The sequence below is a fragment of the Streptomyces sp. Ru62 genome (assembly GCF_002920615.1).
Lineage (GTDB): Bacteria > Actinomycetota > Actinomycetes > Streptomycetales > Streptomycetaceae > Streptomyces.
On record NZ_PQSU01000032.1, the window covers coordinates 50,222 to 66,816 of the forward strand.

The following is a 16,595-nucleotide window of genomic DNA, read 5'->3' on the forward strand; positions in this document are numbered from 1 at the left end:
CGTGGCCGGACACGCGGTTCCCCGCGTCCCCTGGGGAACCGCAGTCCCGTCGGCCGCGGGGCTCCGCTGCCGCCAGGGTGCTACGAAGGCTCCGCCGCCAGAGCCTCCGCGGGGACCGGTGCCTTCCCCGCCGTCGGTTTCGAGAGAGCCGTCGGCTCCTCCTCCACGGCGGTGGTCCGCGGTGGCAGCAGCTCCAGGACCGCCTGCCGGTCGGCGTCACTCGTGGCGTCGTCGTACGGATCCGGCGTACGCGGCACCTGGAGCCGGTGCACCGGACCGGACCCCAGCCGGGCGTACCCCCGCCCGGGCGGCACGTGCGCCATCGACGTCGTGTGCGGTGACGCCCCCAGCACCGCCTCCACCTCCTCCGGCGCGGCGGAACCGAGCACGACACGCGCGCGCGTGTGCTGCCGTACCGCGTCGCTGAGCACCTCCGCGCTGTCGAACTGCTCGGCCACGACCACGGTCACGTTCGCCGCGCGGCCGTGCCGCAACGGCACCTGGAGCAGCGCCTGCGGGTCCTTGCGGCCGTCCGCCAGGGCGAGGTGCGCGAAGACACCCGGGCGGTCGAGCACGATCCACAGCGGGCGCCGGGTGTCCGGGGGCGGCGGGTCGCCCGCCTGCCGCGCCAGGTTGATCGCGACGAGCCGCCGCTCGGTCTCCCGCGCGGCCCACTCCAGGCTGGCCAGCGCCCCGGGCAGCGCGCACTCCACGGCCAGGACGCCGCTCCGTCCGGTCAGGCAGGCGTACTCGCCGGTGCCGCCGCCGTCGACGATCAGCACGTCGCCGTACTGGAGGGCCTGGATGGCGACCGAGCGCAACAGGGTGGACGTGCCGCTGCCGGGGTGGCCCATGGCCAGCAGGTGCGGCTCGGTGGAGCGGATGCCGGTGCGCCAGACGACCGGCGGCACGTCGACCCGTTCCTCCCCGTAGGAGAGGGGGAGCGTGCGCTGGACCTCGCTGGGGTCGGTGAAGCCGAGGACTGTTTCGCCGGGCGCGGTGACGAAGCGCTGGGCGGGGATGTCGGCGGGCAGCGGCGGGAGGGCGGTGACGGTGAGCTGGTTGCCCTCCTCGTCCCAGGCGAAGTGGTACTCGCGGCTCCGCCCGGCCTTCGCGGTGAGCAACTGCTCGATCCGCGCGCGGGCCGCGGGCTCGCCGTCCGGGAAGTAGGCGGGGTAGCGGATCACGAGGTGGCCGATGCGTCCGGCGTCGTCGAACTCGTGGGCCACGTAGGCCTTCTCCCACTCCCCGCCGTGCGTGTACAGCGGCGCCGGGTCCTCGGAGCTGGAGAAGCACGGCACCAGGGCCTCGTACAGCGCCTGGAGCCGTTGGGTCTGGGACTCGTCGGGTCCCTCGGGCGCCGACGGGGTGCGGTCGCGGCCGTGCCAGGCCGCTGCCGCCATCACGGCGATGACGGCGAACAGCGGCCCGTACGGCATCAGGGCCACGATCAGGACCATGGAAGCCACGAAGAACAGCAGTGGCCCGCGCTTGTCCTTGGGCGTGTCCGCCCACCTGCGCCGGCCGGCCGAGGCCAGCAGGCGCAGCCCGCGCGTCACGGTGATCAGCGGCTGGAGGACGTCGGTGGCGCTGTCCGCCGCCGTCCGGGCCAGCTCCCTGCTCCGGGCGATCTGCGTCCGGGCGATCTGGGCGCTGTCCTTGCTCAGAATGCGGGGGAGAGGGCGCCGGGCCACTGCTGTCTCCTGATGGTGCGTGCGGGCGGGACTGGAGGGGTCAGAACTTGATGCCGCCCAGGAGGCTGGCCAGGCTCTCTCCTCCGGCTTTGATGCTCGGGGCGATGCCTGTGGTCGACAGGTAGAAGCCGAAGAGTGCCGACACCGTGGCGTGCGAGCCCTTCAGTCCGTCCTTGCGGAAGAACAGGAAGACGACGACGCCGAGCAGCAGCACACCTGAGAGCGAGAGGATCATTTGGGGCCTCCTGGTGTCGATGGTGGGGGACAGTCACCATGAGTTCTTCCAGGATCACAGGATGTATCCATACGATTAAAGGTGCAACTGGGTGAAAAGCGGTAGATTTCCCTCACTCGGGTGAGTGTGTCAGAGCACGGTTGACCAGGCGTGATGTCGGTGCGGGGCGCCCGGTGGGCACTGCTGCTGATCTTTACCTCGGGCAGATCGGGTCATGTGCCACGCGAGCCAGTACGCTGGCGATTCACCCGTACGAAGCAGTCCCCGAATCAGCATGGAGAGGTGGTCCGGCCGATGAGTGAAGTTCCCGACCCCGAGGTCGTGGAGCTGGCGACCAAGATCTTCGATCTGGCCCGGCAGGGGCAGACCGAGGCGCTCGTGGCGTATGTCGACGCGGGTGTTCCGGCCAACCTCACCAACGACCGCGGCGACTCCCTGGTGATGCTCGCCGCCTACCACGGTCACGCCGACGCGGTACGCGCGCTGCTCACCCGTGGCGCGGCGGTGGATCAGGTCAACGACCGGGGCCAGACCCCGCTCGCGGGTGCCGTCTTCAAGGGTGAGACGGACGTCATCAAGGCCCTCCTGGAGGGCGGAGCCGATCCTTCCGCAGGCACGCCGTCGGCCGTCGACACGGCCCGGATGTTCGGCAGGACAGAGCTTCTGCAACTGTTCGGCGTCCACTGACGTCGACGCACTGATCAGGTACGACACGGAAAACGGGGGAGGCGGTACAGGGCCGCCGGAAATACGGTCGCGGCAGCACACACCGCGGGTCATCATGACGACGTGATTCACGGACGCGATGGCTGGGCAGGTGTTGCCGCACCGCGCGGGCCGTGATGCGGTCCGCATGGGCCACCGACGAGAGGCAGAGAGAGATGGTCTACAGCAAGCAAGAGACGGCGGGCGCTCCGACGTTGTGTCACGCGGCCAGGTAATGCGTGTTCCCCGGTTGCGTCGACGCTTGATGTGAGGCTGTTTCCCATGTTCGATCCGGTCATAGCGCCCAGCGGTACGCTGCTCGGCCTGCTCCAGCGCGGCCGTGGTGACGGCACGCTGCACGCGCTCACGGCCCCGCGCGCCGAAGCGCTCGCGGCCCTGAACCACTGTGTGCTGCGCGACCCCCGCCACGACTGGCAGGTGGAGAACCGCTCCCTTTACTACGCCCGGCTCTACCTCGACCTGAACGGCGAGCTGGACGCCGTGGAGGCGCACCTCTTCGACCCCGAGGACGTCGTCGACACCGACGAGTCCCGCACCGGCCTGGCCCTGGCCGTCCTCGGCCACCTCGCCTCCTACGGCAGGCGGGACGCCCTGGAGCTGCTGCGCAGGTACGCCGCGCACGGCTCCAACTGGGCGTGGGCCCTGGACGAGCTGGCCCTGAGGGACGACGACGCCGGTCTGCGCGCCCTCGCCGCCCCCGTCCTGGCCCGCTTCGCCACCGATCCCGAGGGCGAGGCCGAGCTGGCCGCCGCCGTACGGGACGCCTTCGAGCCGCGGCCCTGGCGGCTGTGGGCCGAGGATCCGCGCGCGTCGATCGCCGCACGGGTGCGTGCCGCCCAGGAGGCCGGCTGTTTCGACCGCTGGCAGCGGCAGATGCGGCCCGCCGGCCCCCGCCCCGGCTGGAGCGTCCGCGCCGTCTTCGAGTGGGCCCAGCAGGGCATGGAGCGCGGCGCCGCCCTCCATGTGCCCGCCGCCCGCTGCCTGGTCGCCGTGGCCGGTCCCGAGGACCGGCCCGAGATCCTCCAGGCCGCCCGGACCGGCACCGACGGAGCCCGCTGCACCGCACTGCGCTACCTCGCCGACAGCGACGACCGGGACGCCCTCGACCTGATCGAGGCAGCCGTCGTCGACGGGACGGCACCCGTCGTGGAGGCCGCCGTCGACGCCTTCGAGCGGATGCGCAGCGTCGCCGCCGTCGACCGGGCGCGCGGCTGGGCCCAGCGCCCCGACGCGCTCGGTGCCGCCGCCGGACGCATGCTCGCCTGCCGCGGCGGCGCCCAGGACCGCGACCTCGTCCTCGGCGCCCTCCGCGAGGCCGTGCGCGGCGAGGGGCCGGACGCGCCCACCCTCTGGACGCTCGTCGACGGCGCCGGACGCCTCGGCATCGTCTGCGCCGCCCCCGTCCTGCGCCATGTCTACCGGGAGACGGCCTCCTCCCATCTCCGCGGCCGCGCCGCCCGCGCGCTGGCCGCCACCGACCCCTCCTTCGCCACCGGATTCGCCGTCGAATGCCTGTGGGACTGCGAGGAGACCACCCGCGAACTGGCCGCCCGGCACGCCGAGACCGGTGACGCCCGGGTCGTGGAGCGCCTGCGCCGCCTCGCCGCCGATCCGGCCGAGGAGGACGAGGTCCAGACCGCGGTACGCAGCCGCTTCGGACCGGACGTGAGCCTCGGCTGAACCGCTGGGGACCGGGCGTGAGCGCCTACCGAACCGCTGGGTCCGGGCGTGAGCCTCGGCTGGATCGCCGGGGGCCGGGCGTGAGCCCCGGCTGAGGCGTGGCTGCGAGGCGTGGCTGCCCGCCCCCCACCCGTACATCTGCCCCGGCGGACGAGCGCCCGCCGGGTGAACACCGGATGACCCGCGGGTCAGGTGGCCATGACGGCTGCCTGACCTGCTCGGGTGTGCAGCCCAACGCTCATGGGACGTTCCCCGCGCCGAAAGATCGAAGTTGACGCGGGCACGTCCAGCGCGGCGACAACACCCGTATGCGTGTCGTCATCGTGACCGAATCCTTTCCCCCCGATGTGAACGGCGTGGCCCACTGCGCGCTCCAGACCGCCCGGCACCTCGTAGATCGCGGTCACCTCCCGCTCGTCGTCGCCCCCGCTCCCGCACCCGGCAGCGGCCCGGACACGGACGCCCCGTGCCCGGTCGTCCGGATTCCCTCCCTCCCGCTCCCCGGCTACCCCCAGGTGCGCGTCGCCCTCCCCAGCCGGCGTCTCGCCGCCGCCCTCGTCGCGCACCGCCCCGACGTGGTCCACCTGGCCAGTCCCTTCGTCCTCGGCGTCCGTGGCATGGCGGCCGCCGCCCGGCTCGGCCTTCCCGCCGTCGCCGTCTACCAGACCGACCTGGCCGGCTACGCCCGTACCTACATGGGCGCCGGGGAGGCCGCGGCCTGGCGGCGGATCCGCTCCGTGCACGGCGCCGCCGACCGCACGCTGGCCCCCTCCAGCGCCGCCCGGTCGGACCTGGAGGAACACGGCATACCGCGGGTACGGCTCTGGCCGCGCGGCGTGGACACCGTACGTTTCCGGCCACAGCACCGCGACGAGGCGCTGCGCCGGGAACTCGCGCCCGACGGCGAACTGATCGTCGGCTACGTCGGCCGGCTCGCCCCGGAGAAGCACGTCGAACTGCTCTCCGGAGTCTGCGGGCTGGCCGGCGTACGGGTGGTGGTCGTCGGCGACGGACCCAGCCAGGCCCATCTGACCGAGGCCCTGCCCGGCGCCGTCTTCCTCGGCCGTCGCACCGGCGACGAACTGGCCCGGATCTTCGCCTCACTGGACCTGTTCGTGCACACCGGTCCCTTCGAGACGTTCTGCCAGACCGTCCAGGAGGCCATGGCCAGCGGTGTCCCGGTCGTCGCCCCGGCCGTCGGCGGCCCGCTCGACCTGGTCGACCACGGCCGTACCGGTCTGCTGGTCCCGCCGCGCGACGCCGCCGCCGTACAGGAGGCCGTCCGCGCCCTGGCCGCCGACCCCGCGCGGCGCGCCGCGTACGGCGCCACCGCCCGCGCGACGGTCGAGGGCCGCACCTGGGCCGCCGTCGGCGACCAGTTGATCGCCCACTACGACGACGTCCTCGCGGACCGGAAGACGGCGGTGGCGGCATGACCGGGCAGTCCCTGCGCATCGTCCGCCTCGCCAACTTCGTCGCCCCCGCCTCCGGCGGCCTGCGCACCGCCCTGCGGGAACTCGGCAGGGGTTTCCGGGCCGCCGGTCACGAACCGGTCCTGATCGTGCCCGGCGAACGGCACACCGACCGCGACACCGAGCAGGGCCGGGTCATCACCCTGCCCGGCCCGCTGCTGCCCGGCACCGGCGGCTACCGCGTCCTCACCGACAAGCGGCGCGTGGCCGCCCTCCTGGAGGAGCTGGCCCCGGACCGCCTGGAGGTCTCCGACCGGACCACCCTGCGCTGGACCGGCCGCTGGGCCCGACGCGCGCGCGTGCCCGCAGTGATGGTGTCCCACGAGACCGCCGACGGCGTGCTGCGCACCTGGGGCCTGCCCGAGCACCTGGCGCGGCGCGCCGCCGACTCCCTCAACACCCGGTCCGCGCACGTCTACTCGCGGGTGGTGTGCACCACCGAGTTCGCCGAGCGCGAGTTCGTGCGCATCGGCGCGCGGAACGTCGTACGCGCCCCCCTGGGTGTCGACCTGACGGAACGGCACCCCGCGCTGCGCGATCCCGGGCTGCGTGACCGCCACGCGCGCGGGGACGAGGCGCTGCTCGTGATGGCGTCCCGGCTGTCCGTCGAGAAGCGCCCGGGCACGGCCCTGGACGCCCTGGAGGCGCTGCGGCGGCGCGGGCGGCGGGCGGTGCTCGTGGTGGCCGGGGACGGGCCGCTGCGGGCCCGGCTGGAGCAGCGTGCGCGGGACCGCGGGCTCCCCGTGACCTTCCTCGGGCACGTCTCCGACCGGACGGCCCTCGGCGCGCTCCAGGCGTCCGCCGACGTGTGTCTCGCGCCGGGGCCCGCCGAGACCTTCGGACTGGCCGCGCTGGAGGCCATGGCCTGCGGTACGCCCGTGGTGGCGAGCGCGTCCTCCGCGCTGCCCGAGGTCATCGGGTCGGCGGGGGCGACGGCGGCGGGCGGCGCAGAGGCGTTCGCGGACGCCGTGGAACTGCTGCTGGACCGCGCCGAGCCCGAGCGGCGGGAAGCGGCACGCGCGCGTGCGGAGTGCTTCGGCTGGGGAACGGCCGTGGAGGCCTTCCTGGCGGCCCACGACACGGAGGTGCTGCGCCGGGCAGACACCCGGCCCGTCGTACCGGAGGGCGTGGCATGAGAGCGGATGCCGTGACGGGACGGAGTGGCTCCGTCTGTGCGGGAGGGGCCGGTGGGGGAGCTGAGGTCGCGGCCGGGCGGGGCGGTCCCGTTCGTGTGGGAGGGGCCGGTGGGGGAGCTGAGGTCGCGGCCGGGCGGGGCGGTCCGCTCGTGTGGGAGGGGCCGGTGGGGGAGCTGAGGTCGCGGCCGGGCGGGGCGGTCCCGCTCGTGTGGGAGGGGCCGGTGGGGGAGCTGAGGTCGCGATGCGGCGGAGTGGCTCCGTTCCTGCCGGAGGGGGTGGCTCGGGAGCCGGGGACGGGGCACAGCGGAGCGGCTTCGTCCACTTCGTCGCGCTCGGGGACTCGCTGACCGAGGGCCTGGGTGACCCGGTCGGTGCCGGATGGCGGGGCTGGGCCGCGCTGCTGGCCGCTTCCCTCGCCGAGGACAGCGAGCGGGTGCGGTTCACCAACCTCGCGGTCAGGGGGGCGCAGACCCGGGACGTGCTGGAGAGGCAGACGCCGGCCGCCCTGGAGCTGCGCCCCGACCTGGCGTCCGTCGTCGTCGGCGTCAACGACACGCTGCGCCGCACCTTCGACGTCCACGCCGTGGCCGCCCACCTCGACCAGGTGTACGGCTCCCTCACCCGTCAGGGCGCCATCCTGCTCACGGCCTGCCTGCCCGACCCCGGCGCCATGCTCCGGCTCCCGGACGCCCTGGCCCGTCCGCTGGCCCGCCGGCAACGGGCGGTCAACGCGGTCGTCCACGCGCTGTCCGAGCGGTACGGCGCCGTCCACCTGCACGCGGCGGACGACGGCTGGATCAGCGACCGGAGCCTGTGGAGCGCGGACCGGCTGCACCCCGCCGAGCGCGGTCACCGGCAGCTCGCCGTCCGCTGCCACGCCCTGCTCGCCGAGGCGGGCCACGCGACCGGGGAACCTCCCACGCCCGAACCGGAGTTCCCCGCGCCGACCCGCACGGCGAGCCTGTGGTGGCTGGCCACGGCGGGGACCGGCTGGGTGCTCCGGCGCTGCAACGACCTGCTGCCGCAGCTGCTGCGCCTGGCCGCCGGCGAACTGCGCCACCGCGCGCTGGGCACCGGCGCCCACCTGGACCTCCGCGCATCGGCGACGGTGTCGGCAGCCTTGGCGGCCCTTCCGGAGGCCTGCGCCGTGGAGGCAGCGGCCCAGTGGCGCGGCAACGAGAGGGGCGGGACTGTCCCGGCGGAGGCGGCGGTCGAGGTGGTGGGCCTGGAGGCGGCGGGGGCCGTGGAGACGGTTGCCTCCGCCGGGGCCGTTTCGGCCGGTCGAGGTGGGGTGGGGTGGCTCCGCTGAGATGCGGCGGGTGGGGCGGTGGGGCTGTGTCCCCCTGGTGAGACCCAGTGGTGCCGGCAATCACGAACACGCGGCAGCGCTGCCCGTCGGCGCCGCCGGGGCGTCGTGGCAGTGGTGACGGGCCCGAGGTGAGGGCGGCGCGGCGGTCGGGGACGATCACGCCCGAGGAGGTGCCTCGGGCGCGGGGCGTCTCAGCCGTGGAGGCTCAGCGGCGCCGCACCGGTACGAACCGGACCGGGGTGCCCGGGAGGGCCTGGGCGGCGGCCGGGAGGTCGGCGGCGCGGACCACCGCGATCACCGGGTAGCCGCCGGTGGTCGGATGGTCCGCGAGGAAGACCACCGGGCGTCCGTCCGGCGGAACCTGGACCGCGCCCAGCACCACGCCCTCGCTGGGGAGTTCACCGGGCCGGGCCCGCTCCAGCGCGGGCCCCTCGGTGCGCAGGCCGATGCGGTTGCTCGCCGCGGAGACCCGGTACGCGCGCGTGGTGAGATCCCGGACCGCCCGCGCCGTGAACCAGTCGTCGCGCGGGCCCGGCGTCACCCGGAGCACGAGCTCGGCCGGCGGACACGGCTGCGGCGCGCCGTCCACGCGCGCGGGCGGGCCGGCCGGGGCGCCCAGGGGCAGGACCGTGCCGTCCGTGAGCGGTGCCGGACCGAGGCCGGACAGCAGGTCGGTGGCGCGGCTGCCGAGGACCGGCTCCACGGCGACGCCGCCGCCGACCGAGACGTAGCTGCGCACCCCGGCCGTGGCCGCGCCCACCTCCAGCAGTTCGCCCGCCGGTACGACGACCGGGGCACCCCACGCGGCCGGGCGACCGCCCACCGACACCGGGCAGGGCGCACCGCCGACCGCGACGGTCACCGTCGAACGCGGGCGCAGCGTACAGCCGTTGAGCGTGGTCTCCAGGACGGCGGCGTCCGGAGGATTGCCGACGAGCCGGTTCACCAGTGCCGCGGCGAGCGGGTCGAGCGCTCCGGACCGGGGCACGCCGAGGTGCGCGTACCCCGGCCGCCCGCGGTCCTGCACGGTGGTCAGCGCCCCGGCGCGCACGACGACCAGAGCACGGTCGGTCATGGGGCCTCCCAGGGCACGGGTCGCGCCGGCACGACGCACACGCGCGCGTGGGCCGGCGTCCGCCGCCCGGCCACGCGGGTCTTCGGGATGAGTGCCGCTACCGGCTCGGCGGTTTCCCGGGCGTGTACCCGTGCCGGTGCGGTGGTTTCCCGGGCGTGTACCTGTGCCGGTGCGGCGGTCTCCCCGGCGCCCACCCCTACCGGTACGGTCCGCCACCGCCCGTTCATGCGCCCCCCACCGGCACGAACCGTACGCGTGTACCCGGCTCCAGCAGGGCCGCAGGAACGCGTGCCGGGTCCCACAGCACCGTGTCCGTCGTGCCGATCAGTTGCCAGCCGCCGGGTGAGGAACGCGGGTAGACGCCGGTGTACGGGCCGGCCAGCGCCACGGCGCCGGCCGGGACCGCCGTGCGCGGGGTGGCGCGGCGCGGGACGTGGTAGCGCTCCGGCAGCCCGGTGAGATAACCGAAGCCGGGAGCGAAGCCGCAGAAGGCCACCGTGAACTCGGTGCCGGCGTGGACGCGGGCCACCTCCCGTTCCGGTACCTGCCAGTGCGCGGCGACCACCGCCAGGTCCGGGCCGTCGTACCGCACCGGCAGTTCGATCAGCTCGCGCGCGTGAGGAGGCACCTCCGGCACCCGCGTGCCGGTCAGTTCCGCCGCCCAGCGGGCCGGCTCGGCCAGCCCGTCGAGCAGCACCGTACGGGCCGCCGGGACGATCTCGCGCACGGTGAGCGTGCCCTCCGCGCGGCGCCGCAGCAGCTCCGCGTGCAGGGCCTGCGCCTCGTCCCCGGAGGCCACCTCGACGAGCAGCGCGTCGTCGCCGACGGGAAGTGCCCTCACGCGAACGCCTCCACCCGCACGCCCGCCGCCACCAGCCGTTCCCGCACCCGCCGGGCCAGGCCGACCGCGCCCGGTGTGTCGCCGTGCAGGCACAGCGACCGGGCGCGCACCTGGATCCGCGCGCCGGAGTGCGCGATGACCGCACCGGAGCGCGCGAGGCTCACCGAGCGCTCCACGACGGCGTCCGGGTCGGTCACCACGGCACCCTCGTGGCCGCGCGGCACGAGGGTGCCCTCGTCGGTGTACGCGCGGTCCGCGAAGGCCTCCGTGACGGCCGGCAGGCCGGCCTCCGCCGCCAGCTCCAGGAACCGCGAGCCGGGCAGGCCCAGCACCGGCAGCGAGGCGTCCGCCAGCCGCACGCCCTCGATCACCGCGCGGGCCTGTTCCTCGTCGTGCACGACCCGGTTGTAGAGCGCGCCGTGCGGTTTGACGTACGCCACGCGCGCCCCCGCCGCCCGCGCGAACACCTCCAAGGCACCGATCTGGTAGGCCACTTCGGCCGCCAGCTCGGCGGGCGGCACATCCATCGCGCGCCGCCCGAAACCGGCCAGGTCCCGGTAGGAGACCTGCGCGCCGATCGTCACCCCGCGCTCGGCCGCCCGTTCGCACACCCGGCGCATGGTGGCCGCGTCCCCGGCGTGGAAGCCGCAGGCCACGTTGGCGCTGGTGACGACGGACAGGAGTTGTTCGTCGTCGGTCAGCCGCCAGCGGCCGAAGCCCTCGCCCAGGTCGGCGTTCAGATCGATCGCGGTCATGGTGTTCTCGCGTCTCCGGTTCTCGTGGAGTTCTCTTGTGCGCGGGGCCGGGGTTGCGGTACAGCCGGGCTCAGTCGACGCCGACCAGCCGGTACTGCTCGTCCCGTGCGTCGGTCAGGAACATCTGGCCCGGCGCGTGGGTGATCGCGAACGGCGGCCGGGAGGCCATCACGGCCGCCTGCGGGGTCACCCCGCAGGCCCAGAACACCGGGATGTCCCCGTCGGCGGCGGTCACCGGGTCGCCGAAGTCGGGCCGCCCGAGGTCCTCGATGCCGAGGGCCGCCGGGTCCCCGCAGTGCACCGGACCCCCGTGCACGGCCGGCAGCAGGCTGCTCTCCCGGATCGCCGCGCCCAGACGCTCGGGCGGCACCGGCCGCATGGAGACCACCATCGGCCCGCGCAGCCGGCCCGCCTCCCGGCAGGCCCGGCTGGTCACGTACATCGGCACGTTCCGGCCCTGCTCGACGTGCCGGATCGGCACGCCCGCGCGGGCCAGCGCCCACTCGAAGGTGAAGCTGCACCCGAGCAGGAACGACACCAGGTCGTCCCGCCAGTACGCGCGCGCGTCCGTGGGTTCGTCCACCAGCTCGCCGTCCTGCCACACCCGGTAGCGCGGCAGGTCGGTGCGCAGGTCGGCGCCCTCGGCGAGGACGGTCGCCGGGGAACCGGCGTCCGTGACGTCGAGCACGGGGCACGGCTTGGGGTTGCGCTGGCAGAACAGAAGCATGTCGTAGGCCCAGTCGGCGGGCACCGCGATCAGGTTGGCCTGGGTGTGGCCCGCCGCGACGCCGGCGGTCGGCCCGGCCAGGCCGTCGCGGAAGCGGGCCCGCGCGGTTTCCGGGCTCCACGCGTGCGCGTGCGCGTCGACGGTGGTGACGGGCCGGTCCTCGGTACGGTTCACCCGCGTCACGCCAGCTCCTTCCCGCGGGTCTCCGGCAGCCCGAGCAGCGCCAGCGCGGCGAGGCCGTAGCCGATCGCACCGAAGACCAGCGCTCCGCCGACGCCCCAGCTGTCCGCCAGGAAGCCCACCAGCGTCGGGAACACCGCGCCCACCGCGCGGCCCGTGTTGTACGTGAAGCCCTGCCCGGTGCCGCGCACCGCCGTCGGGTACAGCTCGCTCAAGTAGGAGCCGAAGCCGCTGAAGATGGCCGACATGCAGAAGCCGAGCGGGAAACCCAGCACCAGCAGCAGGGTGTTGGCGCCGTGCGGGATGTTCGCGTACGCCAGGATGCACACCGCCGACAGCAGCGCGAACAGCCAGATGTTGTTCCGCCGGCCGAGCCGGTCGGTGAGGTGGCCGCCGGTCAGGTAGCCGAGGAAGGCGCCGGAGATCAGGAAGGCCAGGTAGCCGCCGGTGCCGACCACCGACAGACCGCGGTCGGACTTCAGGTACGTCGGCACCCAGGTCGCCAGCGTGTAGTAGCCGCCCTGCACGCCCGTGGAGAGCAGGCTCGCGAAGACCGTGGTGCGCAGCAGGCCGGGGGCGCCGTCCCGGCCGGCCGGCCGGAAGATCGCGGCGAACGAGCCCCGGCGCGGGTCCTGTTCACGGGCCGCGGTCGCCGTGGGGGCGTCGTGCACCGAGCGGCGCAGCCAGGCCACGAGCAGCGCCGGCAGCGCGCCGGTCCAGAACATCACCCGCCAGGCCAGGTCGTCGCCGGCGAAGGAGAACACCAGCGTGTAGACGACCGCCGCCAGTCCCCAGCCGACCGCCCAAGAGCTCTGGATCGCGCCGAGCGTACGGCCCCGGTGGCGCGCGCTCGCGTACTCGGCGACCAGGATCGCGCCGACCGCCCACTCGCCGCCGAAGCCGAGGCCCTGGAGGGCACGGAAGACCAGCAGGGTTTCGTAGGTGGGCGCGAAGCCGCAGGCGACGGTGAAGACGGCGTACGTGATCACCGTGATCATCAGGGCCCGGACGCGGCCCACCCGGTCCGCGATCACGCCGGCGGCGGCGCCGCCCACCGCCGAGACCACCAGGGTGACGGTGGTGAACAGGCCGGTCTGGCCGCTGCTGAGGCCGAAGTACGCCGAGAGCGCCACCATGCTCAGCGGCAAGGTGAAGTAGTCGTATGAATCCAGGGCATATCCGCCGAAAGCACCGGCGAACGCGCGTCGGCCGCGCGGGCCGAGGGCGCGCAGCCAGGTGAACGCGCCGTCCTCGGTGGCGTGTTCGGCCGGTCCCCGGCGGACGTCGGTGGAGGGCGCGGACCGGGGCGGTGGGGTCGTGCTCATGGGCACCTCGCAGAAGAGGGACGGAGGGTGCTGGGAAGTGAGCCGTGCGGAGCACCGTAGAGGATCGTTCAACGATCCTTCAATACCCGTGTTGTTTCGTTCTGGTGTCTGCGATTGAATTCCGGGCATGGCAGAGGAGCTGAGGGGACTGGCCGGCGACCGGGTCCTCCTGGGGCGTACGAGCACCGCGGAGCGCGTTTCGGACATCCTCAGAAGCCGCATCTCCGAGGGCTACTTCCCGCCCGGCACCCGGCTGTCCGAGGACAGCATCGGCGGGGCGCTCGGCGTCTCCCGCAACACCCTGCGCGAGGCGTTCCGGCTGCTCACCCACGAGCGCCTGCTGATCCACGAACTCAACCGGGGCGTGTTCGTCCGGGTCCTGACCGTCGAGGACGTGGAGGACATCTACCGCACGCGCTCCCTCGTCGAGTGCGCCGTCGTCCGCGGGCTGGGCGAACCGCCGTACCGGCTGGACGGGCTGGTCTCGGCGGTCGAGGAGGGGCGCACGGCGGCCGCGGAGCATGACTGGAAAGGGCTGGGTACGGCCAACATCCACTTCCACCGGGAACTGGTCGCCCTGGCCGGCAGCGAGCGCACCGACGAGCTGATGCGCAGCGTCTTCGCCGAGCTGCGCCTGGCCTTCCACGTCGTGGACGACCCGCGCCGGCTGCACGAGCCGTACCTCGCCCGCAACGGCCGGATCCTCCAGGCGCTCCAGGCCGGCGACCGGCGCGACGCCGAACGGCTGCTGGAGACCTATCTCGCGGACTCGCTGGAACGGGTCGTGGAGGTGTACCGGCGCAGGGTCGGCGAGGAAGGCGCCCCGTAGGGCGTGGGGACCCGCGCGACCGGCCCCGCACGGTCCGCGCCCGGACAACGCCCCACAGCCGTGCCGGCCGAACCGGCGGAGCCTCTCGTTTGGGTCGATGTCAGACCCAGGACCTAGTCTGTGCACCGTGACTTCGCCTGCATCGACGGACCGTGTTCCGCCCCAGTTCAGCGCGGGGCCGCGCCCGGCTCCGGGCCCGGCCGCCGACGAGGGGCTGGCGCGTCGGCTGCGCGCGCTCGCCTGCACCGCGCCGCTGCACGACCTGGACGCACGCAAGGCCAACCTGGCCGGCGAGTACTCGGTGTACGGGATGGCCGAGGTGGCGCTGGCGGCCATCGACCTGGTCACGCTGAACATGGACTTCGACACCGGCGCCGACCACGAGCAGATCGTGGCCCGGCTCGTCCCGCGCATCGCCGCCCAGGCGCCGGGCCGGCCCGCCGCCGAACACGAGCGCGTGGCCCGTTGGGTGCTGGAGAACCTGATCAACGTCGGCAGCGTGGACCGCGGCTTCCGCGCGGTCTACGGCACCTTCGCGCCGGACGGCACGTACGTCCGCCGTGACTACGACTTCAAGCTGATCGAGGAGGTCCCCGGCCCCGGCGGCACGGTGTACCTGCGGACGACGGACGAGGCGGTCAACGTCCTGGTCGGCGCCCTCGACACCGACGTCACCAGCGCCCAGATCGCCGCCGAGGTCAAGCTGGAGGTGCTGATCAGCCGCGGCCGGCTGGCCGACGCCCAGCTCGCCGCCGAGCAGGCCCGCTACCGCACGGTCCAGTACTCCGAGACGCTGCGCCGGGCCCTGGAGGCCACCCGGCGCAACGTCCGCGCGGTCGACTGGCTCAACGCCGTCCCCGACATGATCGCCGAGGCCCTGGACCACGTGGCCGAGCGCTACCGCCACGAGAACGCGATCCTCACCAACATCCGCAAGGCCCGCGACGAGACCGAGGATCCCGAGCACAAGCGCCGCGCCGCCGAACTCGTCGACATCGTCAAGGACTGCATCCGGCGCCACACCCAGCTCCAGTCGCGCCTGCTGGAAGCGGGGCCGCTGTTCCGCGCCGAACAGGACCGGCAGGCCTTCGCCACACCGGCGACGACGTCCGGGATAGACCTCTACGGCCATCTCGTCGCCCCCGTGCTGCCCCTGCCCCTGGAGCAGGCGACCCGGGTCACCGACGCCTTCTTCGCGCGCGGCACGGGACTGCGCACGCCGGTGTCCGTCCGGGTCGGGGACCTCGTGGACATCCTGCTGACCCCGCCCGTGGAGCGGGAGCACCTGGGCGCGGAGATGCCCGAGCCCGATCTGATCGCCACGCCGGACGACAGCCGCTTCAGCGAGGAGCAGCTGGCCGCGGCGAGGGAGCTGCTGAACCTGCCGGCGGACGCCCCGAGGCGACTGTCCGGGCTGCTGGCCGAGGCCCGGCGGACCGGGGACCCCGACCTCGCCTACCTGGTGGCGCTGCTGGCGGTCCACGCGGCCAGTCCGCCCGTCGGCACCGCCTACCGGCAGGGCGAGGAGAAGCTGCTGTTCGCCGTGGACGACGGGACCGAACTGGACGATCCCGAGTTCGGCGGGGCGGACCTGATCGTGGGAACCGCCCTGCTCGACGCGGCCGGGATGGCCGCGGACCGGACGGAAGCAGCATGAGCGGCATGAGTGGACAAGAGCACGACAAGGAGCCGAACCCGTGACCGAGCACGTCGACCGGAGTGAACCCGAGCCTGCCGCCGCCCCGGCGGGCTCCGCCGTCACCCCCGCCGACGCCGCCGACGCGGCGCGGCTCGTCGCCTTCGGACTCCAGCCCAAGCTGGCGCCCGCACGCGACCAGGAGTACACCGAACTGCTGCGCCGCTACCGCGACGACCCGGCGTTCGCCCGGCTCGCCGACGCCGTCGCCGCCGGTCTGGGGCTCGTCGTGCTGGAGGTCTCCCCGCGCGCGGGAATGGCCGTGACCGCCGCCGAGGACTCGGTGTTCGCCGTCCGCATGGGTGACTACGCGCGTCGCACCGCCGCCGACTCCGGCGACCGCTTCCTGCACGGGCTGGCCCATCTCGCGGTCGCCGCGCTGGCCTTCCCGCGCCCCGAGGACCTGGCCGACGACTCCTACATCGGCCGGGTCACCGTCAACGGCGTCGACGCCTTCGTCCGGCAGGCCTGCCGCCGGCTGGAGGAGCGGGCCGAGGAGCAGGGCGAGAACACCGACCCGGCGACCGACGCGCCCGGCCTGGAGGCGGCCTGGCGGATCTGGGCCAGACGCAGTGCCACGGGCGCCACTAAGGACGCCCGCCGGCCGGCCGCCTCCACCACCGGCATCGTGGCGAAGGCGATGGCCTTCCTCACCGACTCGGGCTTCCTCCAGCGCACCGGCGACGACAACGGCGGCACCTACCGCACCACGGCCCGCTACCAGCTCCAGGTCCGCGACCTGGCCGGCAGCGCCGCCCTGGGCGAACTGCTGGAGCTGGGCATCGTCCCCGTCACCGACGGCACGGCCACCCTGCTGCCCGCCCAGGACACCGACGACCTGGACCTGGTGGCCGACGCCGGACTGCCGTTCCACTCCTGACGCGCTGAAGCTCCCGCAGCTCCAGACCTCCCGAA

At 74.4% G+C, this 16,595-nt stretch carries 15 protein-coding genes; 8 read left to right on the plus strand and 7 right to left on the minus strand.

Going from position 1 to position 16,595, the window contains the following annotated elements:
- Positions 1-80: 80 nt before the first annotated feature.
- Together C3492_RS34135 and C3492_RS34140 are read right to left on the minus strand one after the other, a co-directional pair.
- Positions 81-1,694, minus strand: coding sequence for a hypothetical protein (locus C3492_RS34135; RefSeq protein ID WP_103816512.1), 1,614 nt, complete (start codon positions 1,692-1,694; stop codon positions 81-83).
- A 40-nt stretch (positions 1,695-1,734) separates the two neighbouring features.
- On the minus strand, positions 1,735-1,929 hold the full coding sequence (locus C3492_RS34140; RefSeq protein ID WP_014671463.1) for a hypothetical protein: 195 nt from the start codon (positions 1,927-1,929) through the stop codon (positions 1,735-1,737).
- Between the two features lie 294 nt (positions 1,930-2,223).
- Between C3492_RS34140 and C3492_RS34145 the strand changes: the two genes are divergently transcribed.
- The 5 genes from C3492_RS34145 (at position 2,224) to C3492_RS34170 (ending at position 8,252) form a co-directional block, all read left to right on the plus strand.
- On the plus strand, positions 2,224-2,616 hold the full coding sequence (locus tag C3492_RS34145) for an ankyrin repeat domain-containing protein (RefSeq protein WP_103816547.1): 393 nt from the start codon (positions 2,224-2,226) through the stop codon (positions 2,614-2,616).
- Positions 2,617-2,916: 300 nt separating this feature from the next.
- Positions 2,917-4,335, plus strand: a complete 1,419-nt coding sequence (locus tag C3492_RS34155; protein ID WP_103816513.1) for a hypothetical protein — start codon at positions 2,917-2,919, stop codon at positions 4,333-4,335.
- A 308-nt stretch (positions 4,336-4,643) separates the two neighbouring features.
- Positions 4,644-5,771 carry a glycosyltransferase family 1 protein gene (locus C3492_RS34160; RefSeq protein WP_103816514.1) on the plus strand — a complete coding sequence of 376 codons (1,128 nt, stop codon included), beginning with the start codon at positions 4,644-4,646 and terminating at the stop codon, positions 5,769-5,771.
- A complete protein-coding gene (locus tag C3492_RS34165; protein WP_103816515.1) occupies positions 5,768-6,943 on the plus strand; it encodes a glycosyltransferase in 1,176 nt (391 codons plus the stop codon). Before C3492_RS34160 ends, C3492_RS34165 begins: the two co-directional genes overlap by 4 nt.
- A 355-nt stretch (positions 6,944-7,298) precedes the next feature.
- Entirely contained in the window at positions 7,299-8,252 is a 954-nt protein-coding gene (locus tag C3492_RS34170; protein ID WP_374938406.1) for an SGNH/GDSL hydrolase family protein, read from the plus strand.
- Between the two features lie 205 nt (positions 8,253-8,457).
- On the opposite strand, the gene C3492_RS34175 is transcribed toward C3492_RS34170, so the two are convergent.
- The 5 genes from C3492_RS34175 to C3492_RS34195 all read right to left on the minus strand — a co-directional run bounded on the left by C3492_RS34175 (position 8,458) and on the right by C3492_RS34195 (position 13,155).
- Complete coding sequence (locus C3492_RS34175; RefSeq protein ID WP_103816517.1) at positions 8,458-9,327, minus strand: biotin-dependent carboxyltransferase family protein; 870 nt, start codon at positions 9,325-9,327, stop codon at positions 8,458-8,460.
- A gap of 223 nt (positions 9,328-9,550) precedes the next feature.
- Positions 9,551-10,168, minus strand: a complete 618-nt coding sequence (gene pxpB / locus C3492_RS34180; protein WP_103816518.1) for a 5-oxoprolinase subunit PxpB — start codon at positions 10,166-10,168, stop codon at positions 9,551-9,553.
- Positions 10,165-10,923, minus strand: a complete 759-nt coding sequence (locus tag C3492_RS34185) for a LamB/YcsF family protein (protein WP_103816519.1) — start codon at positions 10,921-10,923, stop codon at positions 10,165-10,167. Before C3492_RS34185 ends, pxpB begins: the two co-directional genes overlap by 4 nt.
- Positions 10,924-10,993: 70 nt before the next feature.
- A complete protein-coding gene (locus tag C3492_RS34190; RefSeq protein WP_103816548.1) occupies positions 10,994-11,824 on the minus strand; it encodes a putative hydro-lyase in 831 nt (276 codons plus the stop codon).
- A 5-nt stretch (positions 11,825-11,829) separates the two neighbouring features.
- A complete protein-coding gene (locus tag C3492_RS34195; protein WP_103816520.1) occupies positions 11,830-13,155 on the minus strand; it encodes an MFS transporter in 1,326 nt (441 codons plus the stop codon).
- Between the two features lie 127 nt (positions 13,156-13,282).
- Between C3492_RS34195 and C3492_RS34200 the strand changes: the two genes are divergently transcribed.
- From C3492_RS34200 to C3492_RS34210, 3 genes are all read left to right on the plus strand, one after another.
- The gene (locus C3492_RS34200; protein WP_103816521.1) at positions 13,283-13,984 is read left to right on the plus strand and encodes a GntR family transcriptional regulator; all 702 of its coding nucleotides are present in this window, start codon (positions 13,283-13,285) and stop codon (positions 13,982-13,984) included.
- A 127-nt stretch (positions 13,985-14,111) separates the two neighbouring features.
- Positions 14,112-15,641, plus strand: coding sequence for a hypothetical protein (locus C3492_RS34205; protein WP_103816522.1), 1,530 nt, complete (start codon positions 14,112-14,114; stop codon positions 15,639-15,641).
- A 40-nt stretch (positions 15,642-15,681) separates the two neighbouring features.
- The gene (locus C3492_RS34210) at positions 15,682-16,560 is read left to right on the plus strand and encodes a hypothetical protein (protein WP_103816523.1); all 879 of its coding nucleotides are present in this window, start codon (positions 15,682-15,684) and stop codon (positions 16,558-16,560) included.
- Positions 16,561-16,595: the final 35 nt, after the last annotated feature.